Source organism: Patescibacteria group bacterium, from assembly GCA_016784145.1.
GTDB lineage: Bacteria > Patescibacteriota > Patescibacteriia > UBA2591 > UBA6264 > BS150m-G65.
In genome coordinates this window covers 123,484-149,885 of record JADHVF010000002.1, presented here as the reverse complement: position 1 = coordinate 149,885, position 26,402 = coordinate 123,484, and the positions used below count along the sequence as shown (strand labels likewise).

The 26,402-nt window shown below is 30.1% G+C and carries 29 protein-coding genes; all 29 read right to left on the bottom strand.

Annotated elements, in window-relative coordinates; translation table 11 throughout:
* Window positions 1–35 precede the first annotated feature (35 nt).
* Window positions 36–2,156 carry a DNA translocase FtsK 4TM domain-containing protein gene (locus ISS06_01920; protein MBL7053937.1) on the bottom strand — a complete coding sequence of 707 codons (2,121 nt, stop codon included), beginning with the start codon at window positions 2,154–2,156 and terminating at the stop codon, window positions 36–38.
* A 127-nt stretch (window positions 2,157–2,283) separates the two neighbouring features.
* Window positions 2,284–6,072: a DNA-directed RNA polymerase subunit beta' gene (gene rpoC / locus ISS06_01915; GenBank protein ID MBL7053936.1), complete on the bottom strand. Its 3,789-nt coding sequence runs from the start codon at window positions 6,070–6,072 to the stop codon at window positions 2,284–2,286.
* A gap of 3 nt (window positions 6,073–6,075) precedes the next feature.
* Window positions 6,076–9,291 (bottom strand): DNA-directed RNA polymerase subunit beta, encoded by a 3,216-nt coding sequence (locus ISS06_01910; protein MBL7053935.1) that lies wholly within the window; start codon window positions 9,289–9,291, stop codon window positions 6,076–6,078.
* 148 nt (window positions 9,292–9,439) lie between these two features.
* On the bottom strand, window positions 9,440–10,777 hold the full coding sequence (locus ISS06_01905) for a UDP-N-acetylmuramoyl-L-alanyl-D-glutamate--2,6-diaminopimelate ligase (GenBank protein MBL7053934.1): 1,338 nt from the start codon (window positions 10,775–10,777) through the stop codon (window positions 9,440–9,442).
* 7 nt (window positions 10,778–10,784) lie between these two features.
* Window positions 10,785–11,339, bottom strand: coding sequence for an SMC-Scp complex subunit ScpB (gene scpB, locus ISS06_01900; protein MBL7053933.1), 555 nt, complete (start codon window positions 11,337–11,339; stop codon window positions 10,785–10,787).
* A complete protein-coding gene (locus ISS06_01895; protein ID MBL7053932.1) occupies window positions 11,336–12,031 on the bottom strand; it encodes a segregation/condensation protein A in 696 nt (231 codons plus the stop codon). Before ISS06_01895 ends, scpB begins: the two co-directional genes overlap by 4 nt.
* A gap of 2 nt (window positions 12,032–12,033) precedes the next feature.
* Window positions 12,034–13,815, bottom strand: coding sequence for an alanine--tRNA ligase (locus tag ISS06_01890; protein MBL7053931.1), 1,782 nt, complete (start codon window positions 13,813–13,815; stop codon window positions 12,034–12,036).
* Window positions 13,815–15,260 (bottom strand): type IV secretion system DNA-binding domain-containing protein, encoded by a 1,446-nt coding sequence (locus ISS06_01885; protein MBL7053930.1) that lies wholly within the window; start codon window positions 15,258–15,260, stop codon window positions 13,815–13,817. The genes ISS06_01890 and ISS06_01885 overlap by 1 nt, the downstream gene beginning before the upstream one ends.
* A 38-nt stretch (window positions 15,261–15,298) precedes the next feature.
* Window positions 15,299–16,387 carry an undecaprenyl/decaprenyl-phosphate alpha-N-acetylglucosaminyl 1-phosphate transferase gene (locus tag ISS06_01880; GenBank protein ID MBL7053929.1) on the bottom strand — a complete coding sequence of 363 codons (1,089 nt, stop codon included), beginning with the start codon at window positions 16,385–16,387 and terminating at the stop codon, window positions 15,299–15,301.
* Window positions 16,388–16,398: 11 nt separating this feature from the next.
* Entirely contained in the window at window positions 16,399–16,800 is a 402-nt protein-coding gene (gene ruvX / locus ISS06_01875) for a Holliday junction resolvase RuvX (GenBank protein ID MBL7053928.1), read from the bottom strand.
* Between the two features lies 1 nt (window position 16,801).
* Window positions 16,802–17,560: a type I methionyl aminopeptidase gene (gene map / locus ISS06_01870; GenBank protein ID MBL7053927.1), complete on the bottom strand. Its 759-nt coding sequence runs from the start codon at window positions 17,558–17,560 to the stop codon at window positions 16,802–16,804.
* 8 nt (window positions 17,561–17,568) lie between these two features.
* Window positions 17,569–18,849 (bottom strand): preprotein translocase subunit SecY, encoded by a 1,281-nt coding sequence (secY, locus tag ISS06_01865; protein ID MBL7053926.1) that lies wholly within the window; start codon window positions 18,847–18,849, stop codon window positions 17,569–17,571.
* Between the two features lies 1 nt (window position 18,850).
* On the bottom strand, window positions 18,851–19,315 hold the full coding sequence (locus tag ISS06_01860) for an uL15 family ribosomal protein (GenBank protein ID MBL7053925.1): 465 nt from the start codon (window positions 19,313–19,315) through the stop codon (window positions 18,851–18,853).
* A gap of 8 nt (window positions 19,316–19,323) precedes the next feature.
* Window positions 19,324–19,797, bottom strand: coding sequence for a 30S ribosomal protein S5 (rpsE, locus tag ISS06_01855; protein MBL7053924.1), 474 nt, complete (start codon window positions 19,795–19,797; stop codon window positions 19,324–19,326).
* Between the two features lie 29 nt (window positions 19,798–19,826).
* A complete protein-coding gene (locus tag ISS06_01850) occupies window positions 19,827–20,174 on the bottom strand; it encodes a 50S ribosomal protein L18 (GenBank protein ID MBL7053923.1) in 348 nt (115 codons plus the stop codon).
* A gap of 9 nt (window positions 20,175–20,183) precedes the next feature.
* Window positions 20,184–20,735 carry a 50S ribosomal protein L6 gene (rplF, locus tag ISS06_01845; GenBank protein MBL7053922.1) on the bottom strand — a complete coding sequence of 184 codons (552 nt, stop codon included), beginning with the start codon at window positions 20,733–20,735 and terminating at the stop codon, window positions 20,184–20,186.
* Between the two features lie 4 nt (window positions 20,736–20,739).
* Window positions 20,740–21,174 carry a 30S ribosomal protein S8 gene (gene rpsH / locus ISS06_01840; protein MBL7053921.1) on the bottom strand — a complete coding sequence of 145 codons (435 nt, stop codon included), beginning with the start codon at window positions 21,172–21,174 and terminating at the stop codon, window positions 20,740–20,742.
* A gap of 35 nt (window positions 21,175–21,209) precedes the next feature.
* Entirely contained in the window at window positions 21,210–21,395 is a 186-nt protein-coding gene (locus tag ISS06_01835; protein MBL7053920.1) for a type Z 30S ribosomal protein S14, read from the bottom strand.
* Window positions 21,396–21,403: 8 nt separating this feature from the next.
* Window positions 21,404–21,952: a 50S ribosomal protein L5 gene (rplE, locus tag ISS06_01830; GenBank protein MBL7053919.1), complete on the bottom strand. Its 549-nt coding sequence runs from the start codon at window positions 21,950–21,952 to the stop codon at window positions 21,404–21,406.
* 9 nt (window positions 21,953–21,961) lie between these two features.
* On the bottom strand, window positions 21,962–22,273 hold the full coding sequence (locus tag ISS06_01825; protein ID MBL7053918.1) for a 50S ribosomal protein L24: 312 nt from the start codon (window positions 22,271–22,273) through the stop codon (window positions 21,962–21,964).
* Window positions 22,270–22,641, bottom strand: coding sequence for a 50S ribosomal protein L14 (gene rplN / locus ISS06_01820; protein ID MBL7053917.1), 372 nt, complete (start codon window positions 22,639–22,641; stop codon window positions 22,270–22,272). The genes ISS06_01825 and rplN overlap by 4 nt, the downstream gene beginning before the upstream one ends.
* A 10-nt stretch (window positions 22,642–22,651) precedes the next feature.
* A complete protein-coding gene (gene rpsQ, locus ISS06_01815; GenBank protein ID MBL7053916.1) occupies window positions 22,652–22,888 on the bottom strand; it encodes a 30S ribosomal protein S17 in 237 nt (78 codons plus the stop codon).
* Window positions 22,881–23,072 (bottom strand): 50S ribosomal protein L29, encoded by a 192-nt coding sequence (gene rpmC, locus ISS06_01810; GenBank protein ID MBL7053915.1) that lies wholly within the window; start codon window positions 23,070–23,072, stop codon window positions 22,881–22,883. Before rpmC ends, rpsQ begins: the two co-directional genes overlap by 8 nt.
* Before the next feature lie 5 nt (window positions 23,073–23,077).
* The gene (gene rplP, locus ISS06_01805) at window positions 23,078–23,491 is read right to left on the bottom strand and encodes a 50S ribosomal protein L16 (GenBank protein ID MBL7053914.1); all 414 of its coding nucleotides are present in this window, start codon (window positions 23,489–23,491) and stop codon (window positions 23,078–23,080) included.
* An 11-nt stretch (window positions 23,492–23,502) separates the two neighbouring features.
* Complete coding sequence (gene rpsC, locus ISS06_01800) at window positions 23,503–24,156, bottom strand: 30S ribosomal protein S3 (GenBank protein ID MBL7053913.1); 654 nt, start codon at window positions 24,154–24,156, stop codon at window positions 23,503–23,505.
* A gap of 12 nt (window positions 24,157–24,168) precedes the next feature.
* A complete protein-coding gene (gene rplV, locus ISS06_01795) occupies window positions 24,169–24,762 on the bottom strand; it encodes a 50S ribosomal protein L22 (GenBank protein ID MBL7053912.1) in 594 nt (197 codons plus the stop codon).
* A gap of 5 nt (window positions 24,763–24,767) precedes the next feature.
* On the bottom strand, window positions 24,768–25,055 hold the full coding sequence (gene rpsS / locus ISS06_01790; GenBank protein ID MBL7053911.1) for a 30S ribosomal protein S19: 288 nt from the start codon (window positions 25,053–25,055) through the stop codon (window positions 24,768–24,770).
* 8 nt (window positions 25,056–25,063) lie between these two features.
* Window positions 25,064–25,903, bottom strand: coding sequence for a 50S ribosomal protein L2 (rplB, locus tag ISS06_01785; GenBank protein ID MBL7053910.1), 840 nt, complete (start codon window positions 25,901–25,903; stop codon window positions 25,064–25,066).
* A 1-nt stretch (window position 25,904) separates the two neighbouring features.
* Window positions 25,905–26,399, bottom strand: coding sequence for a 50S ribosomal protein L23 (gene rplW / locus ISS06_01780; GenBank protein MBL7053909.1), 495 nt, complete (start codon window positions 26,397–26,399; stop codon window positions 25,905–25,907).
* Window positions 26,400–26,402: the final 3 nt, after the last annotated feature.

The window sequence follows — 26,402 nt, the reverse complement described above, 5'->3', positions numbered from 1 at the left end:
TTAGTGATTATTGATTAGTGATTAATGATTACTAATTATTGATTATCAGCTTCTTCTGTGTCTTCTGTCTCACTATTTTCTTCAAATGACTTATAAACTTTTCTTGGCTTGGCTCCATCTGCCGGACCAATAATCCCTTTTTCTTCCAATAAATCAAGTATTCGAGCTGCCCGAGCATAGCCAATTCTTAGTCTTCTTTGTAAATAAGATGCAGATGCTTTGCCAGCCTGAATAATTATTTCCTCTGCTTCTGGCAATAATTCATCTTGTTTTAAATCACTAAAACCATCAGTTGTTTCTTGGGCTGGTTCTTTAATAACCTCTTCATCATAAGATTGATCTAGTTTTTCAGTTAAATAAGAAACTACTTTTTTTACCTCTTGGTCTGAAACATAAGCAGCTTGAATTCTTTTGGGCTTTGATAATTCCGAAGAAATAAAAAGCGCGTCCCCTCTGCCTAGTAGCTTTTCAGCCCCTGAGAAATCTAAAATTGTTCTAGAATCAATCAAGGAAGCCACTGAAAAAGCAATTCTATTTGTAATATTTGCTTTTATTATTCCTGTAATCACATTAACAGAAGGTCTTTGAGTTGCTAAAATCAAATGAATTCCAACTGCTCTAGCCATTTGAGTCAATCTTACAATACATGATTCTAATTCTTGAGGGACAAGAGCCATTAAATCTGCTAATTCATCTATTATTATAATTATATTTGGTAATTTTTCTTCTGCATATTTATTGTAAGAAGAAATATCTCTTTTTTTTGCTTTTGACAAAACTTCAAAACGTCTGTCCATCTCTGTGATTGCCCATCTTAATGAACTAACTGCTTTATCAGGGTCAGTAATCACTGGAGTTAAAAGATGTGGCAAGGTATTATAAAGAGTTAATTCAACTTTTTTAGGATCAATTAGAATAAATCTTAAATCTTCTATTGAATTTTGGTAAAGCAAACTAATTATTATTGCATTCAAAAAAATTGTTTTACCAGAGCCAGTTGCACCAGCAATTAATAAATGGGGCATTTTATCAAAGTCTCTCAGCCAAACATCTCCTGAGACATCCATGCCTAAAGAAATTGTAAAGTTTGATTGGCTATTCTTAAATTCTTTACTATCTAGCATTTGTTTCAATCTAACAACTGCTATTTTGTTATTTGGAACCTCCACTCCAACCAGTGACCTGCCCGGAATAGGGGCTTCAATTCGAATTGGATGAACTGCGAGGGCCATGGCTAAATCATCTTGTAAAGTTGTAATCTTTGATAATTTAATACCCTCGGCTGGTTTAAAAGTATATTGTGTAACAGTAGGCCCTGTTTTGGTCTCCCCCATTTGAACTGGTATTGAAAAATTTTGCAATGTATTTTCAATAATTAATTTATTTTCATCCGTATCTCCTGCATTTGGTCTAGACAAAGACCCATCTAACAAATCAAGAGGTAAATCTATTTTCTTATTAGAAAAAGTTTTTTTACTTTGCTCAACATTAATTTCAGAAAATTCTTGTTTTTTATTTATTGAAAAAAGCTTTGGTTTTAACTTTTTTTTAATTGAACTTATTGGTTGTTTCTTGTTAGAAACATCATCAATTAATTTTTGTTGCTGATGATTTTCTGTTGACCTATCTTTTCTTTTCTTAAAATCAAATTTAATTAAGCCCGTTAAAACAATAATTGCTAAAACAATTAAAAATCCTATAAAAATAACCCATGTGGCAATATTGCCAAAAGTATTAAGCATAATATAGCTCAAACCAAAACCAATATATCCCCCACCATTATGTAGTTGAAATGATGTTTTGTCATTAATAAAATTAATATGAGCCAGCCCAGACAAAATCAAAACCATTAAAAATAAAGCTACTATTCTAGCTTTAAAGGAAAATATATGACTTTTTTCTGAAACTTTATTGTAAGCAAAATAAAAAAATGATATTACAAGCAAGCAAACAGGAACTCCCCAAGTAGCCCTGCCTAATAATATTTTAAAAATTAAACTTAAAAATTCTCCACCAACACCAGCTAAATTAAACATTCCCAAAAGCAAAAGCACGGCTACAACAATTAAAACAACCCCTGTTATTTGTTGCCTTGCTTTATGATTTTGGTGAACAATTTTTTTCTTTTTATTAACTTTTGCTTTTATTTTTCGCATATATTAATTATAACATATAAAAAAATATTTTCAATGTTTACTATATTTTGATAACATAAAAAATTCCAAGAAATAATTTCCTGGAATATTATATATAAAATTAAAGATTATAATGGTTTTATTTTTATTATTTTTTTGTTTTATATCCTGTGCCAACTGGTATTAATCGCCCGATAATAACATTTTCTTTCAATCCTTTTAGATTGTCTACTTTTTGACTAATGGCAGCATCTATCAAAACTCTTGATGTTTGCTGAAATGAAGCCGATGAAAGCCAACTATCAGTTGATAAAGAAACTTTTGTTATTCCTGTTAATAATTCTTTTGCCTTGGCCGGGGCTTTTTTCTTGGCTTTCATTTGATCATTAACCTCTGCTAAATTACTCTTGGAGACTATTTCTCCGATTAAAAATTCTGTATCACCAGCATCTATAATCCTGACCCTTGAAAACATCTGTTTAATTATTATCTCTATATGTTTATCGTTTAATTTTTGCCCTTGAGATGAATAAATGTATTGAATTTCCCTAAAAATATACTTTTCAACTTCTAATTTTCCTTTTAATTTATAAACTTCTTTTAAGTCAAGATTGCCATCGGTTAAAAGCTGTCCTTTGTTTATTTTTTCTTTGTCTTTTACTAATACTCTGTATCCGCCTACTTCATATTCCTCTTCTTTTATTGAGTTATAAATAACATTGATTTTATCTTTGACATTTAACTCTATTTCCCCTTTATTAATCGCTTTAATCTGCTTATTTTTAAATGTTGCCAAAATATCTCCTTTTGAGACTTTATCTTTATTAGTTACTTTTAATTTCCAATTATCATCAATTTTATGTTCATCTTTTTGTGATTCCTTGTATTGAATCACTATCTTCTTAGAGGAATTATTTTCATCTTTAATTCTAACAGTCCCATTATAATTAGATATAATAGCTTTCTTTTTAGGAGCTCTTGTTTCAAATATTTCTTCAACTCTTGGCAATCCTTGAGTAATATCCTCTCCAGCCACTCCTCCAGTATGAAAAGTTCTCAAAGTTAATTGAGTGCCAGGCTCACCAATGCTTTGAGCTGCTATAATCCCAACCGGAGTTCCTTGTTTGACTTTTTTATTGTAAGCCAAATCATTTCCATAACACCTAGCACAAACTCCTTTATTTAATTTACAAGTAAGAAGAGAATATATGAAAACTTCTTCTGGATCTATTTTTGCTATTGTCTGGGCTTGTTCTGTCCCTATTATTTCTCCTGTTTTAACAATAACTTTTTTCGTTTTAAGGTTAATTATATCCCGGGCAGCTGTTCTGCCAGTTAATCTTTCTTCCCATGTTTCTCCAACCTCTTTATTATCTTCACTGCTAATTCTATATCCTTGCTTATCACTACACTTCTCTTCTGATACAACAATATCTTGAGCAACATCAACCATTCTTCTAGTTAAATATCCTGCTTCGGCTGTTCTTAAAGCTGTATCTGCTGTTCCTTTCCTTGAACCATGAGTAGAGATAAAAAACTCTAAAACACTAAATCCTTCTTTAAAAGAAGATTTAATTGGCAATTCTATTAAGCGACCAGAAGGAGAAGAGACAATCCCTCTCATGCCAAACATTTGTGATAATTGAACCCACGAGCCTCTTGCTCCTGATTGAACCATTGAAAAAGCTGGCCCATAATCTTTTTTTGTCTGCACAACAATATCTGTTATTTCATCTTTTGTTTTTAACCAGACATCAATACTTTTTAAATATCTTTCCTCTTCTGAAAGCAACCCCTCATCATATTCTGACTGTATTTTTACTATTTCTTTTTCAGATAATTTTATTATTTTTTCTTTTTCAGGAATGACTGGCAAGTCATCCATTCCCCATGAAAGACCTGAAAGTGTAAGAAAAAAAATAGCTGTTTTTTTGATTTTATCTAAAGTTTCTACTGTTAAATCTTCTCCGTGTTGTTCATAAATTTTAACAATGATTTCTTTTAAATCCTTCTTTCTGATTGGGTTTTTCAAATCATAAAATCCTTTTGGCAGAGTAGAATTAAAAATTAACCTGCCCAAACTTGTTTTAATTATTTTTTTATCAACCTTAATATTAATTCTGTCTTGAATATCTATTTTGTTTGCCTCATGAGCCAAAATTGCTTCATCCATACTACTAAAATACATTTTTTCTTTTGTTTTTGTTTTTCTAATAAAAGTCATATGATATGCTCCCCAAACTATATCTTGGGTTGGAGCAACAACTGGCTTGCCATCAGCTGGTTTTAAGATATTTTTTGTTGAAAGCATTATTTCTTTTGCTTCTGTTTGTCCTTTGGCAGTAATAGGCAAATAAACAGCCATCTGATCTCCGTCAAAATCCGCATTAAAAGCAGCACAAACCAAAGGATGAATTTGAATTGCCTTGCCTTCTATTAATACTGGCTGAAATGCTTGAATCCCTAAACGATGAAGTGTCGGAGCTCTATTTAAAAGAACATATGATTTTTTAGTTACCTCTTCTAATATATCCCAAACAATATCTTGACCATCTTCTATTAATCTATTAGCACTTTTTACATTATGAACCACCTCTTTTTCAATTAGTTTAGAAGCAACAAATGGCTTAAAAAGTTCAATAGCCATTATTTTTGGCAACCCACATTGATGGAGTTTTAATTTTGGGCCGACTACAATTACTGACCTGCCTGAATAATCTACTCTTTTCCCTAATAAATTCTTTCTAAATCTCCCTTGTTTGCCTTTTAGTATATCTGCTAAAGATTTTAATGGTCTTTTTTGCCCCGTGGAAGCAATAGTTGTTTTGCCTGCCCTCATATTATTATCAAACAAAGCATCAACTGCTTCTTGAAGCATTCTTTTTTCGTTTCTTAAAATTACTTCGGGAGAACGAAGTTCATAAAGTCGTTTCAATCTATTGTTGCGATTTATAACTCTACGATACAAGTCATTTAAGTCAGAAGAAGCAAACCTCCCTCCATCTAGAGGCACTAATGGCCTTAGCTCCGGAGGAATAACCGGGATTACATTTAAAATCATATTTGCCGGACTGATTTTATTCTTAATAAAATCTTGAACATATCTGGCTCTTCTGGCAATTTTTTTCTTAGCCAAAGGATTTCTTGTTTTATCTTCTTCTTTTTTTAATTTTCTAAATAACTTATTCAAGTCAGTAGTAGCTAGTAAACTTAAAATTGATTCTGCTCCAATATCTGCTTCAAAAATGTGTCCATATTTTAAAGAAAAATCTCTGTATTCTACTTCTGTTAATAAATTTTTTCTTTTAATTTTTAAAATTTCATTTTTAGCTGATTTATAATTACTTGTTAATTGTTCTAGTCTATTAAAATATTCATCAGAATTAATTTTAAAATCTTGTTTGATTTCTTTCTTTTTATCTTGATATTCTTTTAATAAATCTTTTAAAAAAATTTCTTTTAATTCTTCTTTAACATCTGTGATAATAAAATTAGCAAAATAAACCACCTTTTCAAGTGACTGAATGGTCATTCCTAGAATTAAACCTATTTTTGATGGCATGCCTCTTAAAAACCAAATATGAGCTACTGGAGCTACTAAACTTATGTGTCCAAATCTTTTTCTTCTAACTAGACGTCTGGTTATTTCAACTCCGCAACGATCACAAACAATACCCTTGTATCTTAATTTTTTATACTTTCCACAAGCACATTGCCAATCTTTAACAGGTCCAAAAATTTTTTGACAAAACAAACCATCTCTTTCTGGTTTTCTGCTTCTATAATTGATGGTTTCTGGTTTTAGTACTTCTCCATAAGACCAAGACAACACTTCTTCTGATGAAGCAATGCTTAATCCAATAGAATCAAAATCAAAAGATTTTAATTTGCTTGTTGATTGTAAACTTATGGTACCAATTGTTGAGGGAGTAGGCATATTTTATTTATTTATTTTTTTTGAATATCCAAAATTAATATTTCTTTTATTTCTAAACATTTCTACATTTAATCCAAGCCCCTTAAGCTCACGAACTAAAACACTAAATGATTCTGGTATATTAATTTCTGTCACTGGTTTACCATTTATAATTGATTCATATGCTTTTGTCCTACCAGTTACATCATCTGATTTAACTGTAAGCATTTCTTGTAAATTATAAGATGCTCCATATCCTTCTAACGCCCAAACTTCCATTTCTCCAAATCTTTGCCCGCCAAATTGAGCTTTTCCTCCTAATGGTTGTTGAGTAATTAAAGAATATGGTCCTATTGAACGTTGATGTATTTTATTTTCAACCAAATGATTTAATTTTAACATATAAGCTATTCCAACTGTTACTGGGTTCTGGAATAATTTACCTGTTCGGCCATCACAAAGTTTCATTTTCCCTGTTTTACTATAACCGGCTTCGTTTAATTTTTTTCCTATCTCGTCTTCTGTCAGGCCATTCAATGCAGGCGTGATTATTTTTTTTCCTAATTTATTAGCAGCCAATCCTAAATGTGTTTCCAGTACTTGCCCTAAATTCATTCTTGAAACAATTCCTAGAGGATTAAGAATAATGTCAACTGGTTGACCATTTTCTAACAAATACGGCATATCTTCTTCTGAGACAATTCTTGAAACAACCCCTTTATTTCCGTGTCTGCCAGCTAATTTATCTCCTACTTGAATTTTTCTTAAACTAAGAACTAAAATTTGAATTGATTTTACAATCCCCGGACCTAATTTATCACCATTTTCTCTTGAAAAAATTTTTATATTAATAACCTTCCCAGATTCTCCGTGTTTTAAATAAAGAGAAGAATCTCGAACATCTTGAGCTTTTTCTCCAAAAATCGCCCTTAATAATTTTTCTTCTGCGCTTAATTCAGTCTCTCCTCTTGGAGTTATTTTCCCGATTAAAATATCTCCTGGCTTGACCTCTGCTCCTTGTCTAATTATTCCTTCTTGATCGAGATTCGCTAACTTTTCTTCACTAACATTTGGAATATCTCTAGTAGTGACCTCTGGACCAAATTTTGTTTCCCTAATATCAATTACATGCTGAGCAATATGCAATGAAGTCAATTTATCGTTTTTCATCAACCTAGAAGAGATGCAAATAGCATCTTCATAATTGCTTCCTTCCCATGACATAAAAGCAACCAAAAAATTACTCCCAAGAGCTAGTTTCCCATCTTCTATTGAAGACCCTTCTGCTAAAATGTCTCCTTTATCTAATTTTTGATTTTTAAATGCCACTGGATGCTGGTCAAAGCAAGTATCAAAATTTGACCGTCTATATTTATTTAAATGATATTTTTTTGTTTTATTGCCAGCATAAACAACTTCAATATAATCCCCGCTTACTTTTTTTACCTTGCCTTTTGCTTCAGATTCAATTAAATAGCCTGAGTCACTAGCAATTTTACCCTCAATACCAGTTCCAATAACAGGAGATTCTGGCTTAAACAAAGGGACTGCCTGTCTTTGCATATTTGTCCCCATCAAAGCTCGCACACCATCATCATGCTCTAAAAAAGGAATAAGAGATGTGCCAACACTAATTATTTGATTAGGAGCAATGTCAATAAACTCAACGTCTTTATAATTCGCAAAAGTGGGCCTCCCATAAACCCTGGCTTCAACTTGTTTTATCTGTATTTTTCCATTTTTATCAATCTTAGTAAAAAACGGAGCCAAAATGTATTTTTCTTCTTCATAAGCATTAAGATAAACAATTTCTTCTGTTAATTTCCCATTTTTTACTTTTCTATATGGCGATTCTATAAACCCATATTCATTAACTCTAGCATAACAAGTCAATTGGCCAACTAAACCAACGCTTGGGCCTTCTGGGGTTTGAATTGGACATATTTTTCCATAGTAAGTTTTATGCACATCACGAACCTCTGCTCCAGCTCGATCTTTGTTTAATCCACCAGGACCAACAACAGTTAATCTTCTTTTATGTTCTAATTCTGATAATACATTTACCTGGTCCATGAACTGAGATAATTGTGAAGACATAAAAAATTCTCTAATAATTCCCGAAACTGGCCTTATGTTTATAAGTTGACCTGGAATAATTTTTTTTGATTCTGTAATACTGCTCATTCTATCTTTGATAATTCTTTGTAATCTAAGCATGCCTACTCTCATTCTATTTTGAACCAATTCTCCAACTGCTCTTATTCTTCTATTAAAAAGATGGTCAATGTCATCTGATGGCATTTGTGTTATATTAAATTTTATTATTTCAAAAATAATTTCAATCAGATCTTCTTGTCTGATTGTTCTTTCTTTTATTTTAGTATCAATCTCTAATCGACTATTCATTTTAAATCTACCAACCTTACTCATGTCATATCTATTATGATTAAAGAACATGGCATAAATTAAAGAACGAGCATTATCAACCGTGGCCATGTCTCCAGGTCTAATTTTACGGTAAACCTCTATTAGCCCTTCTTCTTCTGTTGTTGATGGGTCTTTTTCCATGGCTGCTTTTATATAATCAAGCACCAAGCTCTCTTCTAATTTATCTCTTTTAGCTAATTTTTTAAAAATATCAATAATTTCCTTATCTGTTTTTATTCCAAACACTCTTAAAAGAGCTGTCACTGATGTTTTCCTTTGTCTATCTATTCTTGCCCAGAGAACATTGCGAAAATCTGTCTCAAATTCAAGCCAAGCCCCTCTGTCTGGAATAATTTTTGCACCATAAAAAAATCGCCCTTTGATTAATTTACTTGAAAAAAATACTCCAGGCGATCGAACAAGCTGCTGCACAACAACTCTTTCAATCCCATTAATAATAAAAGTCCCTTGATCTGTCATCAAGGGCATATCTCCAAAATGGACTTTTTGTGTTATTTTTTTACCTGTTTTTTTATTTAATAAACGAACCTTTACTGTTAAGGGAGCTTCGTATGTTAAATTTTTATTTTTAGTAGTTATTTCGTCAAACCTTGGCTCATCAACAGACAGGCTTACAAAATATAATTCAAAAGCATCCCCTATTAAATCTTTTACTGGAGAGAATTCTTTTAATAATTCTTTTAATCCTTGATTTAAAAATCGTGAATACGACTCTTTTTGGATGCTTATTAAATCTGGCAAAAAAATATTTGAATTTTTATTTGAAAAAAAAGTTTTCTTTGTCTCTTTCATTTAAAAAAATAGCTAAAACTGCTAAAAAAATAATAAAATAAGTGCAAAGTGTATTTATAATAACAAAAAAATTTTATTTTGTCAATAAAAAAAACTTGATTTTTTACACAAAACAAAAAAGTTATCCACATTTACTCCACAAGTAATTTTACTTCTTGACTAACAATTTTCTAACTACTTCTCTATCATCCCATTGTACTTTCTCTCCTTTGGCTCCCATTATTAATGATTCTGATCCCTTGCCAGTAATAACTATAATGTCTTCTGGTTGAGCTAAATTAATTGCCTTGTTAATAGCTTCTTCCCTATCAATAATTTTAACTACTTTTTGCTTACTTATCCCTGAAATTATTTCATCAATAATTTGCTCGGGGTCTTCATCATAAGGATCCTCGTTTGTAACTATTAAATGGTCACAATATTTTTCAGCAATGTTAGCTAAAACAGGCCTTTTCCATTTATCTCTTCCTCCGCCAGCTGAACCAAAAACACAAATTAATTTATTATCAAAATTATTTTTAATTGATTTATAAACTTTCTCTAAAGAATCAGGCGTATGAGCATAATCAACAATAATAAGCGGATTTTTATTAACTATCTCCATTCTGCCAGCCACTTTATTTATCTTGGCAACTGCTTGCTGGCAAGTTTTTAAATCAATACCACAACCAAGTCCCACACAAGTAGCACTTAATACATTATAAACATTAAACTCTCCTAATAAATTGATTCTAAAATTAATATTATTAATACTAAATTCTGTACCATTTTTACTGGCTATTAAATTGCTGGCTGTTAAAATTTTAATTTGCTGGTTAGATTGTCCTATCAAATCCGATTGAGATATGGATATGTTTTTATCTTTAGCCCTTTTAAGACTATACCCATATTTTTTATTAACATTAAATTTTAAAAAATAATCACTATACTTATCATCTAAATTAACAATAATTGTTTTAGCGATTTTTTTATTATTAATTTTTTTAATTTTATTTTTAGTAATATGTTTAAAAAGTTTTTGCTTGGCTTGCCTATATTTTTCAAAACTCCCATGAGATTCAATATGTTCTTTTGCTAAATTTGTAAAAACAACAAAATCATAATTAATCCCGAGATGTCTATATTGTTTAATTCCCTCAGAGGTTGTTTCAATAATTGCATATTCACAATTGTCATCTACCATTTTTTTTAATAACTTTTGTAAAGCAAAGCGCCCCAGCATGGTCATCTTTTGATTATTTCTCCATTCTTTATTTCCAATTTTAAAATTAAAAGTTGTAGCAAAACCTGTTTTAAATTCTGCTTGTTCTAATATTTTAGAAATAATATTAACTACAGTTGATTTTCCAGCTGTGCCTGTTACTCCAATCACAATCATTTTTTGACTAGGCCATTTATAGATAAAAGCTGATAAATATGCTAATGCCCAGTGATAAAACATTAAAAATTGTTTTGGTAAAATTTTTTTTAATTTTGATTTAAGCATGCTTATATTATTTATCATCATCAATTAATAAAGATAATGGAATACCTCTATTAAGCTCTTTAAAGTTTGGCAAATCTTCTATGTCTTTAATTCCTAAATATTTAACAAATTCTAAACTTACATTATAAGATAATTCATTATCATTATTTTTATAATTATCCGGTTTTTTTTCAATAATTAGTCCTTTAATTAAAAGATTTCTTAAAATAATCGTGCAATTTACGCCTCTTATCTCCTCTAAGTCTTGTTTTTTGATTGGCCCCCTATAAGCAATTATTGATAATGTTTCTAAAGATGCTGGCGTAAGCTCTTCATTCACTTCTGTCTTTAAAAATCTTTGAACAATAGACCCATGCTTTGGATCCGTAGTCATTTGCCACTGTTTATTGCTATGAATTATTCTAATCCCTTTTTCTTCATTTTGATAATCCTGTGTTAGTTCTTTCAATGCTTGAGACACATCTTTTTTTTCTTTTCCTGTAATTTTTATTAAATCTTTCTTGTCCAAAGGACGATTAGCAATAAAAAGTAAACACTCAATAATTGATTTTAATTCTTTCATTTTTTTCTTATAATAATTTCACCAAATAGCTCTGCTTGGCTTATTTTTATTTGCTCTTTTTTTACAAGCTCTAACATTGCTAAAAATATTACTATTTTTTCCTCTGTTTTTTTTCTATTAATTATATTATTAAAAATAATTTTTTCTTTTTGTTTTACAAGCAAAAGAAGCTCATTTATTTTTTTTCTTAAAGAGATTGTTTTTATTTTTATTACTTTGGTTGCTTGTTTATATTTTAAAATTTCTTTAACAATGTTTTGCCAAGTTTTATGAATAATTTTAGGAGTTATCTTTAAGTCAACAGAATAATCTTTAGACATATTTAAAGGAATTCTTTTTCTAGAAAAAGAATGATTTGAGCTAGCCAATAATTCAAATACTTGCTTAGAAGCAGAAGCAAATTTTTGATAAATTTTAATTCTATTTATAAGATTATCATCTCCCTCTAAATCATCATATTCATTTCCTGGCAAAACCAACAATCTTGATTTTAATAAAATTATTCTTGAAGCTATCTCTAAAAAATCAATCAATTCTTTAGATTCTATTTGATTTGATGATTCAATGTAATATAAAAATTCATCTAATACTTTTGCTAAAGAAATTTCACTAACATCCATTTCCTGTTTTTCAATTAACTTAAGCAATAGATGAAATGGCCCCTGAAATTGTTCAAGCTTAACTTTGTACATATTTAATTTTGTATAATTGCTTTTATTCTTCTAATTCCTGCTCCTGACGATGTTTCTTTTATAATCTTAAATGTCCCAATTTCTTTAGTGTTTTTAACATGTGGCCCAGCACAAACTTCTTTTGAATAATTTCCAACTGAATAAACACTTACTTGCTTAGGATATTTTTCCTTAAAAAAAGCCAAGGCACCCAACTTAATAGCATCATCATATGACATATTTTCTATACATATCCTTATTCCTTTTTTAATTTTAGCATTAACAATATTTTCAATCTTAGCTATTTTTTCTGGTGTCAATTTGCTAGCATGAGTAAAGTCAAATCTTAATCTTTCAAGAGTTAAGTCTGATCCTGCCTGTTGAACATGTTCCCCTAAAACATCCCTTAATGCCTGATGCAATAAATGAGTGGCTGTATGAAGAGCAGCAACTTTCTTCCCCCATTGCCCGACTCCTCCAAATTTCTTAATTGCCCCTACTCGAGATATTTGCTTATGTTTAACAAATTCTTTATTAAAATCACTTTTACTTACTTTTAGCCCCTGTTCTACTGCCATTTCTTGTGTTAATTCAAAAGGAAATCCATAAGTGTCGTATAGATGAAAAATATCTTTTCCATTAATAACCTTTTGATTTATTTTTTTAATATTAAATGCCAGTTGATTAAATTTTTTTAAGCCTTGTGCTAATGTTTTGGAAAATTTTTCTTGCTCTGTTTGAATAATGGTTAAAATATTATTTTTATTTTGCAATAATTCTGGATACGATTCCTTGTAAACATCTATTATTTTGGTTGATATATTAATTAAAAAATCATTGTCTGTATTAAGGTTTCTTGAATGTCTCATTGTTCTTCTAATTAATTTTCTTAACACATACCCCCTATCTTCTTTTGATGGCAAAACCCCATCTGATATTAAAAAACAAGTTGCTCTTAAATGATCAGCAATTATTCTTGAAGCTTTATTAGTAATTTTATTTAATTCAAAATTGCCTAAATTATTAATAGTGTCAATTATTGGCATAAATAAATCTGTCTCGTAATTTGTCTTTTTATTTTGAATAATTGATGCAATTCTTTCTAGCCCAGCCCCTGTATCAATATTTTTTCCTGGCAATTTAAGAAAAGTTTTATCACTTGTTTTATTATATTGCATAAAAACTAAATTCCATATTTCTACAAATCTGCCACATTTACAATTTAATCCGCATTTTTTTGTATCACATGTTTGAGTCTTGAAATTTTCTCCTTTATCATAATAGATTTCTGAACAAGGACCACAAGGCCCTGTTTGAGTTACTGGTCCCCAAAAATTATCCTTCATTCCCAATTGTTTAATTTTATTTTTAGCAATACCAGCTTTCTCCCAAATATCAATTGCTTGTTTATCTTTTAAAACCTCTGGTGTTCCTTTGAAAACTGAGACCCACAATCTATCTTTGCTTAAATTAAGATGCTCTGTTAAAAATTCTAATGACCAATTAATAATTTCCTCTTTAAAATAATCATTAAAAGACCAATTTCCTAACATCTCAAAAAAAGTATGGTGAAAATCATCACCAACTTCATCAATGTCAGATGTTCTAAAACATTTTTGAATAGAGCAAGCTCTTTTGTATGGAGAGGCAATCTGACCACTTAAATAAGGAATAAATTGCTGCATGCCTGCAGAAGTAAAAAGAGCAGTAGGGTCTGCTGGAACTAACGAAGCAGAAGAAACCACTTTATGCTCTTTGTTTTTAAAAAATAATAAAAATTGTTTTCGTATCTCTTGAGATTTCATTATTTGGTTTTTTTGGTTTCTTTTAAACATTTTTTACAATACACTGGACGAACTCCATCTGGGACAAAAGGAACAAAAACATCAACCTTGCACTTATTACACTTTGACTCATACTTAATTACTCTTTCATCTCTAGGAGCTTGTCCTTGTTCATCTGTTCCACTCCAGCGAGCTATTTTGTCTTCAACAATTTTTCTCGGCTCAGCATATCTTTCTCTTGAAAGGGCAATAACCTTGTCACTATTCCCTTTTGACTCTGCTAAAGGAGGCAATGTAATTGCTGAAAATGGCTCTGATGTAATCCCGTCAATCATTAATTTTATATATGTATTGTATTTATCCAAATCAACTAAGTCAGTTTCTTCAAATCTAGGCAAAAACTCTCTAGACAAAAACACTGCGTCTTCTGCTCCTATCCTAAAAGATACAATTGTGCCCACATTTCCAAAAACTGCATCTCTTACCTTGCTTGTTTGTTCAGCAATCAATTGACCAATATATTGATGTGCGATAATCAAATTTAAATGATATTTTCTTGCCTCTGAGAGAATGTCAGCAAATGCTTCTGTTACAAAATTTTGAAATTCATCTACATAAAGATAAAAATTTTTCCTTTCTTTTTCTAAAATATCAACTCTACTCATGGCTGCTAATTGAATCTTTGTAATCATCATTGCTCCTAGTAAAGCCGAGGCATCTTCCCCAATTCTCCCTTTTGACAAATTCATTATTAATATTTTTTTTTCATCCATTATTTCTCTTAAATTTATCTTTGATTTCACCTGTCCAACAATGTTCCTTATTAATGAAGTAGATAAAAATTGCCCGACTTTATTTTGAATAGGCAAAATTGCTTCTGTTCTTATTTTTTCTGGATATCTTGGATATTCATTAGTCCAAAATGACTTAACAACCGGGTCTGTTAATCTGGATACAACTTTTTCTCTAAAATCCTTATCAACCAATATTCTCATAATTCCCAGTAGCGTACTGCCTGGATATTCTAACAGCGCTAAAACAGCATTTCTTAAAACATATTCTAACCTTGGCCCCCATGAATCAGCCCATATTTTTTTAAAAACACCAACCAATCCCGAAGCAATCAAATGACGATGTTCCTCTCCTACTCTCTCTAGAACATTAAAAGCAAATGGATATTCAATATCAGACGGATTAAAATAAACAACATCATTAATTCTTGAACCCGGCACAAAATCAAGCACTCTTTCAGCCAAATCTCCATGAGGGTCAACAACACCTACTCCATTCCCCATTTGAATATCTTGATAAATCATATTTTCTAACACCGTTGATTTCCCTGTTCCTGTTTTGCCTATTAGATACATATGACGTGTTCTATCAATTTTTTTAATACCAAACTTTTTATTTATATCTCTATAATTTGTCTTACCAAAAAAAATTATTTGTTCTTGTTTTTCTGTCATATATTTATTTTTATCTATTTATATATATTTATATATATTTATTGCTTGTTTGTCAATTTAATTATTTTTTTGTTTAAAAAAAGAATTAAAAATATATAAAAAAAAGAAAAAATCACCAATGTTATAATTTTCCCTTTTGTTTGAAAAAATAATACTGGTAAAGTAAAAAATAAAGCAATTAACCAATAAAAAAATACTGCTTGTTTGTGTGAAAATCCTATGTCTAATAATCGAAAATGTAAATGTATTTTATCTCCTGAAAACGGCGATTTGTGATATTTAAAAATTCTTTGAAAAAATACTCCCAATAAATCAAAAACAGCTAATCCAAGAATTAAAAACGTTGTAGCTATTTTACTACCTGAAATTATTGCCAAAGCCCCTAAAATAAAACCAGCAAACAAACTCCCCCCTTCTCCTAAAAAAATTTTAGCAGGGTGAAAATTAAAAATTAAAAACCCTGCAAATGCTCCCGACAATATCACTGCTATTAATCCAATGTCTGGTTGATAAAATTTAGTAAAAAAACAGAGTCCAATAATCCCAAGCAAGCCAATCAAGCTTATTCCTGAAACAAGCCCATCTAATCCATCAAGTAATTTTGTAGAATACATTAATAATATTAACCAAACAAAAGTTATTATATCTGCTAATGGAGTAAAATAGTAAGGGATTCCATTTAAATTAATAACCTCTATTTTATATTTATCTAAATACAAATATCCTGGACCAAATGGATTATTAATATATTCAATACCAACACCGCTAATAATAAAAACTAAAATAGCAATTATCGGCCAAATAATTTGATAAATTGGGCGTAGATTATATTTGTCATCTAAAAATCCGCCAACCATCAAAATTAACCCAGCTAAAAATAAAGCAATTAGATGCTTTATTTTAAATGACTCTGGTTGTAAAACATTAAAATTAATTGCTAATAACAAGACAGCAAAAAATGAAATAAAAATGATAAAACCACCTAATAATGGCATTGGTTGATTATGAATTTTCCGCTTAGATCGTGATGGTAGATCGATTATTTTATTTTTAATTGCAATTTTTTTGACAATAGGAAATAAAAAAATAGCTACACAAAAACTAATGATAAAAAATAAAAAAACCATAAAACATTAAACTATTTATTATAATCAAGATAATCCTGCAAGATAATAGCAGCTGCTACAGCATGACTAAATATCTTTGCTTGCTTGTTTTTCATATTTTTTAATGAATTATCTGCGATTTTACTTGTGAACCTTTCGTCAGATTCAACAACTTTTATGTTTGTTTCTTTTTTTAATTTTTTTATAAAAACACTTGTTTTTCTCGTTTGGGCTGTTTCTTTGCCAGACAATCCAATTGGATAACCAACAATAATTTTTATTATATTTTTCTCTAAAATAATATTATTAAGTTTTTTAAATAAATCTTGTTCTTTTAATTCTATAAAAACTTTGTATGGACTGGCAATTTTTAAATTCTCATCTGCCAATGATGTGCCAATATATTTTTTTCCAAAATCTATTCCTAAAAACATATTATTTTGTTAAAACTTTTGCTTTATTTTTAGTCACTAAAATTGTATGCTCAAAATGAGCTGACAAACTATTATCAGCCGTAACAATCGTCCAACCATCATTTAATGTTCGTACTTTCCAATCACCGACTGTAATCATTGGCTCTAATGCCAAAGTCATTCCTTGTTTTAAAATAGGGCCAGTTCCTGGCTCTCCATAATTAAAAATACTTGGTTCTTCATGTAATTCTCTGCCAATTCCATGCCCAGTAAGGTCCCTAACAACAGCAAAATTATTTTTAACAACATATGATTGAATTGTATTAGAAATATCTCCTAAATAAATCCCTGGTTTGATTATTTCTATTGCCTTGTCTAGAGATTGCTTAGCAACTTTTACTAATTTTCTTGTTTGTTTTGATCCTCTACCCATGATTAAAGTAACAGCCATGTCTGAAAAAAAATCTTTATATTTTAAACCACAATCTAGCCCAATAACGTCATTATTTTTAATAATTCTATTAGATGGAATCCCATGAACAATCTCTTCATTTATTGAGACACAAAGGCAAGCAGGAAATTTATTATGGCCATGCTTAAAATTTTTAAAAGCCGGCTGAGCGCCCGCTTTTACTATTAATTCTTCTGCTAATCTATCTAATTCTATTGTGGTTATCCCTGGAACAGTTTGTTTAACAACCTTTTTTAATATGGCTGATAAAAGCTTACCAGATTGAATCATTGCTTCAATTTCGGATTGATTTTTTATTGATATGCTCATATTTATTTTTAAACACCTTCGTATTCATGCATTGAAATTTGAGCTTGAATCTGCTTGACTGTTTCTAGGACTACACTAACTACAATTAAAATCGCTGCTCCCCCAACCACAAATGTAGTCACCTTAAAAACGTTTTGAGTAATGATAGGCAAAACAGCAATTATACCTAATGACATTGCTCCTGCTAACATTATTCTGTTGCTAATATTAGATAAATATTTAGAAGTTGGTTGGCCCGGCCTAATGCCAGGGATAAACCCCCCTTGTTTTTGTAAATTATCAGAAATTTGTTTAGGATGAAAAATAATACTAGTATAAAAATATGTAAAAGCCACTACTAAAATAAAATAAACAACCCCATAAACAATTTGATTTTGAAATAAATTAATCATTGATTGACCAATACCAGCTATAAAAGAAGAATCAGCCCTAGACATTATTTGACCTATTAATCCTGGAAACAAAACTATTGAAATCGCGAAAATTATTGGAATCATTCCTGCTTGATTTACTCTTAAAGGTAAATACGTGTCCATACCGCCATACATTTTATTCCCTCTAATTCTTCTAGCATAAGAAATCGGAATATTCCTCTGAGCCTCTGTAATAAAAACAACTCCTAAAATGGTAATTAAAGCTAAAGCAGTAATTGTTGACAAATTAATTATCTGTTCTTTTGAAAATGTAACAATAGTTTGTTGGATTGAAATAGGGATTCCTTCTACTATGCCTGCGAATATAATAAGAGAAATTCCATTGCCTATTTTCTTTTCTGTAATTAATTCTCCTAGCCACATTAAAAATATTGTACCAGCCATCATAACAATTATTACATTGGCCATTTGAAATTTTGTTAATTCAGGGATTATTTGACTTGAAGATTGTCTAAAAAGCATAATCATCCCATAAGATTGAAGCAAGGCCAATGGAATTGTCAAAAGCCTTGAATACTGATTTATCTTTTGCCTACCAGTAGCGCCTTGTTTGCTAATTTCTTCTAACTTTGGAATAACCATTGTCAATAACTGCATAATAATAGAAGCCGTAATAAAAGGAGCAATTCCCATTGCTACAATAGAAAAATTAGACATTGCTCCTCCAGAGAGAATATTTAACATGCCTAACATTTCATTTTGAGAGAAAAATTCTTTCAAATTGGCAACATTAACTCCTGGGACTGGAATATGAGCTGCTATTCTAAAAATAGTTAACATTGCTAAAACAAATAAAATACTTTTTCTTAAGTCTTTAATTTGCCATACTTGTCTTATTTTATCTAATGCTTTCATATTACTTAATACTATTAATAATTATTGCTTTGCCCTTGGCCTTAACTATTGCTTGACTTGCTTGCTTAGAAAAAGCATGTGCTTTTATATTAAGCTCTTTTTTTAATGAAATAGATGTGCTTGACATTAAAACCTTGTATTTTGTCTTGTTTGTTTTTATTAAATTTAATTTTTTTAATTCCTTAGGACCAATTATATCTTTATTTTTAAATAATTTTTCAAGATCAACCAACTTTAAAATAGCCAATCTCTGCCTTGAGCTCTTAAACCCTTTAAGCTTTGGTAAATTTCTAATATTTCGTTTCAACCCTCTTATTTTTAACCCTTTTTTGCCTCCGCTTCTTGAGCGTTGTCCACCTCGTCCCCTGCCTGCATAATTTCCTCCTTTAGAAGAATCCCCTCTCCCTACGCGTTTTTTCTTTTTTCTTTTAATAGTGGATTTTAAATTTGATAAACTAATAGACATAAAAAATATTAATCATTAAAAGATTCCAATGCTTTAATAGTTGCACGGACATTATTTATTTTATTTTTTGAACCTAAAATTTTAGCTGTAACGTTTTCTATTCCGACTAAAGTTAAAACTATTCTCACTACTCCCCCGGCAACAATGCCATGTCCTTGCTTAGCAGGTCTTAATAAAATTCTAGCAGATTTATGTTTTATTTTTATGGCATGAGGAATAGTATGGTTAACAATCTTTATTTCCTTTATTTCTTTGGTTGCTTTTTTCATTGCTTTTTGAACAGCTATAGCTACATCCAATCCTTTTGCTACTCCTACTCCAATTTTTCCTTTTTTGTTTCCAATAACAAGACAAGCCCTGAAACGCATCCTTTTTCCCCCTTTAACAACTCTTGTTACTCTGGCTAAATCAACTAATTGTTGTTCATATTCTCTAACATTCCTATCTCTTGGCTGTCTTTTGGTTATTTTTTTTATTGGCATAATTTATTTTTTATTCTAAAAAATGTAATTTAAAAAATTATTCCTTGTTTTCTAACTGCCTCTGCTAGTGCTTTTACTCTGCCGTGATATTTATATCCTCCTCTATCAAAAACAATTTTTTTAATTTCTTTACCAATCAATCCTTGGCCAACCAACTTACCTACTTCACTAGCTGCCTGTGTTTTTGTTTTGTTATTTATCTTTTGACTGTTAGCAGATAAAATTATATGAGCTTTGTTGTCATCAATTACTTGTGCATATATATATTTATTGCTTCTAAACACAAATAGTCGTGGACATTTACTAGTGCCATTTATTTTTGCTCTTATTTTGTTGTGCCTTGCCTTTCTTTTGTCTTGTTTATTTTTTCTATTCATAAATATTTATTAAGCAATATCACCAGCCGTAGCTTTTTTGCCTGCTTTTCTTAAAACAACTTCATCTTTATAACGAATCCCTCTTCCTTTATAAGGCTCTGGTTTTCTAATTCTTCTAATTTTAGCAGCAGTATCTCCTACTGCTTGCTTATCAATACCCGAAACAGTTACCATGTCTTTCTCTGCTTTTATGTCTATTCCAACTGGAATAGGAAATTCAACTAAATGAGAAAACCCCACTTTAAGAATTAGAACATCTCCTCTTGTTTCAGCTCTATACCCAACTCCAACTAATTTCAATTGTTTAGTAAATCCCTTAGACAGCCCTTCTATCATATTAAAAATTAACTTTGAAGCCGTCCCCCACATTGATTTTTGTTTTTTTAATTCTGGGTTTAAAACAAATACATTAATCTTATTATCTTTAATTTTAACATCAATAAAATCAGGAAAAGATTGAAATAATTCTCCTTTATCTCCTTTAGCATGAATAATATTATCTTTAAATTCCACTTTAATTCCAGTTGGAATATCAATTGTCATTCGTCCTATTCTAGACATAATTTTAATTAGTTATTTTTTTTCTTATTTCACAAATTAATTCCCCTCCCACCCCTTTTATTCTAGCATCACTGCCCGTGGTTAATCCGCTTGATGTAGAAATAATAATTATTCCGCCTCCTTCTAAGACTTTTGGTATTTTGTCTTTAGTTGCATATATTCTACACCCTGGTTTGCTTATGCGTTTTAAATTATTTATAAAAGGATGTCCATTTTTATCATATTTTAATGTAACTTTTATTTGCTTAAATCTAGAATCTAAAACATCCTCTTTTGTTGATTTAATAGAAAGAGTTTCTATTTTTTTAACAAATCCTTGTTTAGCTAAAATTTCAGCAATTTTAAGTTTTTTGTTTGAATAAGGAATTAATACTTCTGTTTTTTTCACTGCTAGACTATTCCTTATCCTGGTTAACATATCAGCTATTGGGTCTGTCATAAAATTAATCGATTTAATTAATTAAAACATACAAATTACCAAGATGATTTTCTTATTCCTGGAATTACTCCTTTATTTACTAATTCTCTAAAACAAATACGGCAAAGGGCGAACTCCCTCATATATCCATGCCTCCTTCCGCATCTCCAACAACGACGAACAAGCCTGCTGGAATATTTTGGTTTCTTGATTGATTTAATTATTTGCGCTTTAGTAGCCATAAAAATAATTATTTATTTTCTCTAAATGGAATCCCTAATAATTTAAATAATGCAATTGCCTGCTCTTTGTTAGGCGCACTAGTTGTAATAACAACTTGAAGCCCGTGAGATCTTTGAATGTTTTCAGGAATTATCTCGGGAAACACTACTTGGTCTATAATGCCAACAGATAAATTCCCTCCATTATCAATACTTGTTATTCTTACTCCTCTAAAATCTCTTGTTCTTGGCAAAGTAATTTTAATAAATTTTTCTAAAAAATCATACATTTTATTAGAACGCAACACAGTCTTGACTCCAACAATATTTGTTTGCCTTATTTTAAATCCTGCTATAGCTTTTTTAGCAAAAACTTTCACTGGAATCTGGCCTGTTATTTGCTTTATTGTATCTTCTACTATCTCTATGTATTTAGAATTTTTCTTTGAAATATCCAAATTAATCCCAACATTAACAGTAATTTTAAGAATTTTGGGGGCCATTAATTTATTACTTAAATTAAAAATTTTTACAAGCTCAGGAATTATCTTTTTTTGATATTTTTCTTTTAAAGTCATATGAAAAAATTATTTAAATACATCTTTACATTTTCTACAAAACCTTCTCTTATTGCCATTTTTTAAAACTTTATATCCCACTCTAACTGTTTTTTTACATCTAGGGCAAATTAAAGTAACATTAGAAAGACTTAAGGGCATGGCCATTTTTATTCTTTGCCCTTTTTCTTCTGCTTTTTTAGGACGAACATGCTTAACACTTAAGTTTAATCCTTCAATAACAATTTTATTTTGAGCAGGCAAAACTCTTAGCACCTTGCCTTGCTTGCCCTTGTCTTTGCCTGATAAAATTTTAACTATATCATTTTTTTTAATTTTCATAATACTTCTGGAGATAATGAAATAATTTTAAGATAACCTTTGGCTCTTAACTCTCTAGAGACTACACTAAAAATTCTATTGCCTTTTGGTAATTTTGTTTTTTTATCAATAATTACAGCAGCATTGTCATCAAATCTAACATAAGTGCCATCTTTTCTTTTAACAGGGGCTTTTGTTCTGACAATAACAGCATAAACAACTTCCCCTTTTTTTGTCAAAGTATGAGGAGTTGCTTTTTTTACACTAGCTGTAATCATATCTCCAACTCTGGCATATCTTCTTTTGTATCCACCCAAAACCTTGATGCACATAATAATTTTTGCACCCGAGTTGTCAATAACTTTAAGTTTTGATTCTACTTGAATCATATATTATTTATTATTTAATAATTTCTATTAATCGCCATCTTTTATCTTTTGATAAAGGCCTGCATTCTTGGAATAAAACATTGTCTCCTTCTTTAGCCATGCCCTTGGCATCATGAACCTTGAATCTTTTATTATGTTTATATCTTTTTTTATATAATGGATGCTTTTTAATTCTAGTTACATTAACAATAATTGTCTTATCCATTTTATCACTTACAACTATTCCTTTGAATTTTCCTTTAATCATTTTGTTTTTCTTTTAAAATAGTTAAAATTTTAGCAATTAATTTTTTAGCTTTTCGCATATCTCTAACTTTTCTTATCTGTTTTAACTGAACTTTAAATCTTAATTCTCTCAATTTCTCATGAGATTCTAATAATAATTTATTTAATTCTTGTTTGCTTTTTTGCCTAATTTCTTTTATCTTCATAAAATTTAAATTTTAGACACAATTCTTGTTTTAACTGGCAATTTATGTGATGCTGATTTTAATACTTTTTTAGACAGTTCTTCGTCTAATCCAGTAATTTCAAATATGATTGTTCCTGGCTTAATTGGGACAACATAATATTCAACCGCTCCTTTCCCTCCTCCCATTGGAACCTCTGCTCCTTTCTTTGTTATTGGCTTGCTTGGAAAAATTCTAATCCATAATTTTCCCTGTTTTTTAATATGTCTTGATATGGTTTTACGAGCAGATTCAATTTGGCGAGAAGTAATCCAATTTTGTTCCAATGATTTTAATCCATAATCACCAAAGCTTAAAACATGACCTCTATTTGCAACTCCCTTTGTGCGTCTTCTTCCTTTATGACTTTTTCTATATTTTGTTTTCTTTGGCATTAACATATGATGTATATTTAATCTGCTTTTTCTTTTTTAAATTGTTGGCCTTTATAAATCCAAACCTTTATTCCAATTACCCCAAAAACCGTATGAGCCGCTCCTCTAGAATAATCCATATCTGCTCTCATTTTTTGAAGAGGAAGTTGCCCCCAAATTAATTTTTCTGACCTAGCAATCTGAGCTCCATTTAATCTCCCTTTAATAATAATTTTTACACCTTTTGCTCCAGCCGTACTTACATCTCTAATTATTTTTTTCATAACTCTACGATAAGGCAATCTTTTTTCTATGGCACTAATTGCTTCCTCTAATATAATATTGGCTGACAACATTGGCGATTTTTCTTCTACTATATTCAATTCAATGGATTGATTCTCTTTTAAAAACTTGTCCTTAATTTGCTTTCTAATTTTTTGGATCCCTGTCCCTCCTCTACCAATAATTATACCTGGTTTTGAAGTATGAATAATAATTTTTATAGAATTTAATAGTCTTTCTATTTTAATAGAAGAAATTCCGCAATTTTTTAATTTTAATGATAAAAATTTTCTAATTTGTAAGTCATTCTTTAAAAAATCTTTAAACTCATGCTTATTAGCAAACCATTTTGATTCCCAATCTCTTGTAAATGGGATACGGAAAATTTTTGGATTAACTTTTCTGGCCATAATAATAATTTTTTATATACTTTTTCTTCTAAAAATTCTACTTAATCTTCCTCCTGATTGTTTTTGAGTCACATTATCAACATGTTGCTTAGACCGATGTTTCCCTTTCATACGACTATCAAAAATTTCTTCATGCTTAGCTTGTTTATCTTTATCCATGTCTGTTAATTTACTCTGCTTTTCTCTTGGAACAGAAACTGGTTCGCCAGATTTAGCGATTTTTTTAATGCTTGGCTCTGCTAATTTTTGGACTTTCTTTTTTATTTTTTCTTCTTTAACTTGATTTAAAATAATAGTTAAATGAGAACTTCTTTTTCTTATTGGAGCAGCTCTGCCAAATGCTCGAGCACGCCATCTTTTAAGAGTAACACCATCGTCAACCATAATTTCTTTTATAAAAAGATTTTCTTTTTTAAGAGAAAAATTATTTTCAGCATTAGCAATAGCTGAATTTAGCGTTTTTAAAATAAAAGAAGCTGACTTTCTGGTAATAAAATTTAGAGAATCAATCGCATCAAGAACATTCATTCCTTTTATAACAATACTAACCTGTCTCATTTTTTTTGGTGAAATTCTGATATTTTTTGTAATTGCTATTATATTCATTATTATTATTTATTGACTTTTTCAGCTTCTCTCTGCATTTTTCCTCCATGCTTAACAAACTTTTTAGTTAAGGAAAATTCTCCTAATTTATGTCCAACCATGTTTTCAACAACAAAAACTGGCACGTATATTTTTCCATTATGAACACCAATAGTAAATCCTATCATTTGAGGAACAATAACACATGCCCTTGACCATGTTTTAATTACTGTTTTGTCTCCTTGTTTTAATTTTGAAATTTTTTTTAATAATCTTTGGTCAATCCAAGGACCTTTTTTAAGACTTCTAGACATAAATTATTTTATTTACGTTTTTTATGTTTTCTATGCTTAACTATATATTTATTTGTCCATTTCTTTTTTGAACGAGTTTTAACACCTAATGCTGGCTTTCCCCACGGCGTTTTAGGATGTTTTAACCCTATTGGAGAACCTCCTTCTCCTCCTCCATGAGGATGAGCAACCGGAGCCATCGCTTTTCCTCTAACAGTTGGCCTAATTCCTCTATGACGCATTCTGCCTGCTTTCCCCCAACGAACAAAACGCCATTCTTTATTACTTACCTGCCCCAAACTAGCTGAACATTCTTTTGAAACTAATCTTATTTCTCCAGAAGGCAATTTAATTTGAGCATACTTATCCTTAAATCCCATTAAAGTGGCAAAATTTCCAGCCGAACGAACAATTTTTCCTCCTTGATCTCTAGCTAATTCTATATTATATATAAATGCTCCTGCTAAAATATGCTTTAATGGCATACGATTTCCATTATCTGGTTCTATTTTATTTTTTGAACTTAGGATTTTATCTCCTGCTTTTAATTTACTAGGAGCAAGAATATAACTTTTGGCTCCATCAACATAAAAAATTAAAGCAATCCAAGCCGAACGATTTGGGTCATATTCTAGGGCTTTCACAATGCCAATAATATCAAATTTTTCTCGTCTAAAATCAACTTTTCTGTAAAAACGTTTTGCTTGTCCGCCTTTATGCCTGGTTACAACCTTGCCTTTTGACCTACCTGCCTTGTATTTTAAAATTGTTATCAACTTTTTTTCAGGTCTGTCTTTGCTTAATTCTGGATTTTTTATCTGACTCATTTTTCTCCTGGAAGGAGTTGTTGGTTTATGAACTTTTAACATATTATTTTTTAGAAAATTCTATTTTTTCTCCCTTTTTAAGATAAACTAATGCTTTTTTTCTTTTCTTTGTAATCCCCATGCTTTTGCCATATCTTTTTCTTTTTCCTTTTGACTTTATTATGTTAACTCTAACAGGCATAAATCCATAAAGTTCCTTAATTGCTTTCTTTATCATTATTTTATTAGCATTAATTGGAACCTCAAATGTATACACTCCCTGTTCTTGTAAAACCATTGCCTTTTCAGTAATAATAGGCCTGGTTAATGATAAATATGCCAACCCTGTGGCATGCTTCAATATTTTATCTTTTTGAGTTGATTTTTGGGGAACTTTTTTTGAAACAACTGAACCACTATTGGTTGTTTGAGTCTTTTTTTTAATTTTAGTTGACTGTCTCTTTGTTTTACTTGTAACAGCTAAATCACCCCTCTTTGGTTGAGTTTTTTTATCAACTTTTGAATCTGTTTTAATTTTCTTTTTAGAAAAGAATAACATACA

Excerpts from the sequence above, each read along its gene's own strand:
- rplP (MBL7053914.1), bottom strand. The coding sequence starts at position 23,491 with ATGTTAATGCCAAAGAAAACAAAATATAGAAAAAGTCATAAAGGAAGA.
- ISS06_01920 (MBL7053937.1), bottom strand. The coding sequence starts at position 2,156 with ATGCGAAAAATAAAAGCAAAAGTTAATAAAAAGAAAAAAATTGTTCAC.
- rplV (MBL7053912.1), bottom strand. The coding sequence starts at position 24,762 with ATGAATATAATAGCAATTACAAAAAATATCAGAATTTCACCAAAAAAA.
- ISS06_01905 (MBL7053934.1), bottom strand. The coding sequence starts at position 10,777 with ATGCTTAAATCAAAATTAAAAAAAATTTTACCAAAACAATTTTTAATG.
- rplE (MBL7053919.1), bottom strand. The coding sequence starts at position 21,952 with ATGACTTTAAAAGAAAAATATCAAAAAAAGATAATTCCTGAGCTTGTA.
- rpsS (MBL7053911.1), bottom strand. The coding sequence starts at position 25,055 with ATGTCTAGAAGTCTTAAAAAAGGTCCTTGGATTGACCAAAGATTATTA.
- ISS06_01885 (MBL7053930.1), bottom strand. The coding sequence starts at position 15,260 with ATGACAGAAAAACAAGAACAAATAATTTTTTTTGGTAAGACAAATTAT.
- ISS06_01825 (MBL7053918.1), bottom strand. The coding sequence starts at position 22,273 with ATGAAAATTAAAAAAAATGATATAGTTAAAATTTTATCAGGCAAAGAC.
- rplN (MBL7053917.1), bottom strand. The coding sequence starts at position 22,641 with ATGATTCAAGTAGAATCAAAACTTAAAGTTATTGACAACTCGGGTGCA.
- ISS06_01835 (MBL7053920.1), bottom strand. The coding sequence starts at position 21,395 with ATGGCTACTAAAGCGCAAATAATTAAATCAATCAAGAAACCAAAATAT.
- ISS06_01860 (MBL7053925.1), bottom strand. The coding sequence starts at position 19,315 with ATGTCTATTAGTTTATCAAATTTAAAATCCACTATTAAAAGAAAAAAG.
- ruvX (MBL7053928.1), bottom strand. The coding sequence starts at position 16,800 with ATGTTTTTAGGAATAGATTTTGGAAAAAAATATATTGGCACATCATTG.
- rpmC (MBL7053915.1), bottom strand. The coding sequence starts at position 23,072 with ATGAAGATAAAAGAAATTAGGCAAAAAAGCAAACAAGAATTAAATAAA.
- secY (MBL7053926.1), bottom strand. The coding sequence starts at position 18,849 with ATGAAAGCATTAGATAAAATAAGACAAGTATGGCAAATTAAAGACTTA.
- rpoC (MBL7053936.1), bottom strand. The coding sequence starts at position 6,072 with ATGCCTACTCCCTCAACAATTGGTACCATAAGTTTACAATCAACAAGC.
- scpB (MBL7053933.1), bottom strand. The coding sequence starts at position 11,339 with ATGAAAGAATTAAAATCAATTATTGAGTGTTTACTTTTTATTGCTAAT.
- ISS06_01880 (MBL7053929.1), bottom strand. The coding sequence starts at position 16,387 with ATGGTTTTTTTATTTTTTATCATTAGTTTTTGTGTAGCTATTTTTTTA.
- rplB (MBL7053910.1), bottom strand. The coding sequence starts at position 25,903 with ATGTTAAAAGTTCATAAACCAACAACTCCTTCCAGGAGAAAAATGAGT.
- rplF (MBL7053922.1), bottom strand. The coding sequence starts at position 20,735 with ATGTCTAGAATAGGACGAATGACAATTGATATTCCAACTGGAATTAAA.
- map (MBL7053927.1), bottom strand. The coding sequence starts at position 17,560 with ATGAGCATATCAATAAAAAATCAATCCGAAATTGAAGCAATGATTCAA.
- ISS06_01910 (MBL7053935.1), bottom strand. The coding sequence starts at position 9,291 with ATGAAAGAGACAAAGAAAACTTTTTTTTCAAATAAAAATTCAAATATT.
- rpsC (MBL7053913.1), bottom strand. The coding sequence starts at position 24,156 with ATGGCCAGAAAAGTTAATCCAAAAATTTTCCGTATCCCATTTACAAGA.
- rplW (MBL7053909.1), bottom strand. The coding sequence starts at position 26,399 with ATGTTATTCTTTTCTAAAAAGAAAATTAAAACAGATTCAAAAGTTGAT.
- ISS06_01890 (MBL7053931.1), bottom strand. The coding sequence starts at position 13,815 with ATGAAATCTCAAGAGATACGAAAACAATTTTTATTATTTTTTAAAAAC.
- ISS06_01895 (MBL7053932.1), bottom strand. The coding sequence starts at position 12,031 with ATGTACAAAGTTAAGCTTGAACAATTTCAGGGGCCATTTCATCTATTG.
- rpsH (MBL7053921.1), bottom strand. The coding sequence starts at position 21,174 with ATGACAGACCCAATAGCTGATATGTTAACCAGGATAAGGAATAGTCTA.
- ISS06_01850 (MBL7053923.1), bottom strand. The coding sequence starts at position 20,174 with ATGAATAGAAAAAATAAACAAGACAAAAGAAAGGCAAGGCACAACAAA.
- rpsQ (MBL7053916.1), bottom strand. The coding sequence starts at position 22,888 with ATGATTAAAGGAAAATTCAAAGGAATAGTTGTAAGTGATAAAATGGAT.
- rpsE (MBL7053924.1), bottom strand. The coding sequence starts at position 19,797 with ATGCCAATAAAAAAAATAACCAAAAGACAGCCAAGAGATAGGAATGTT.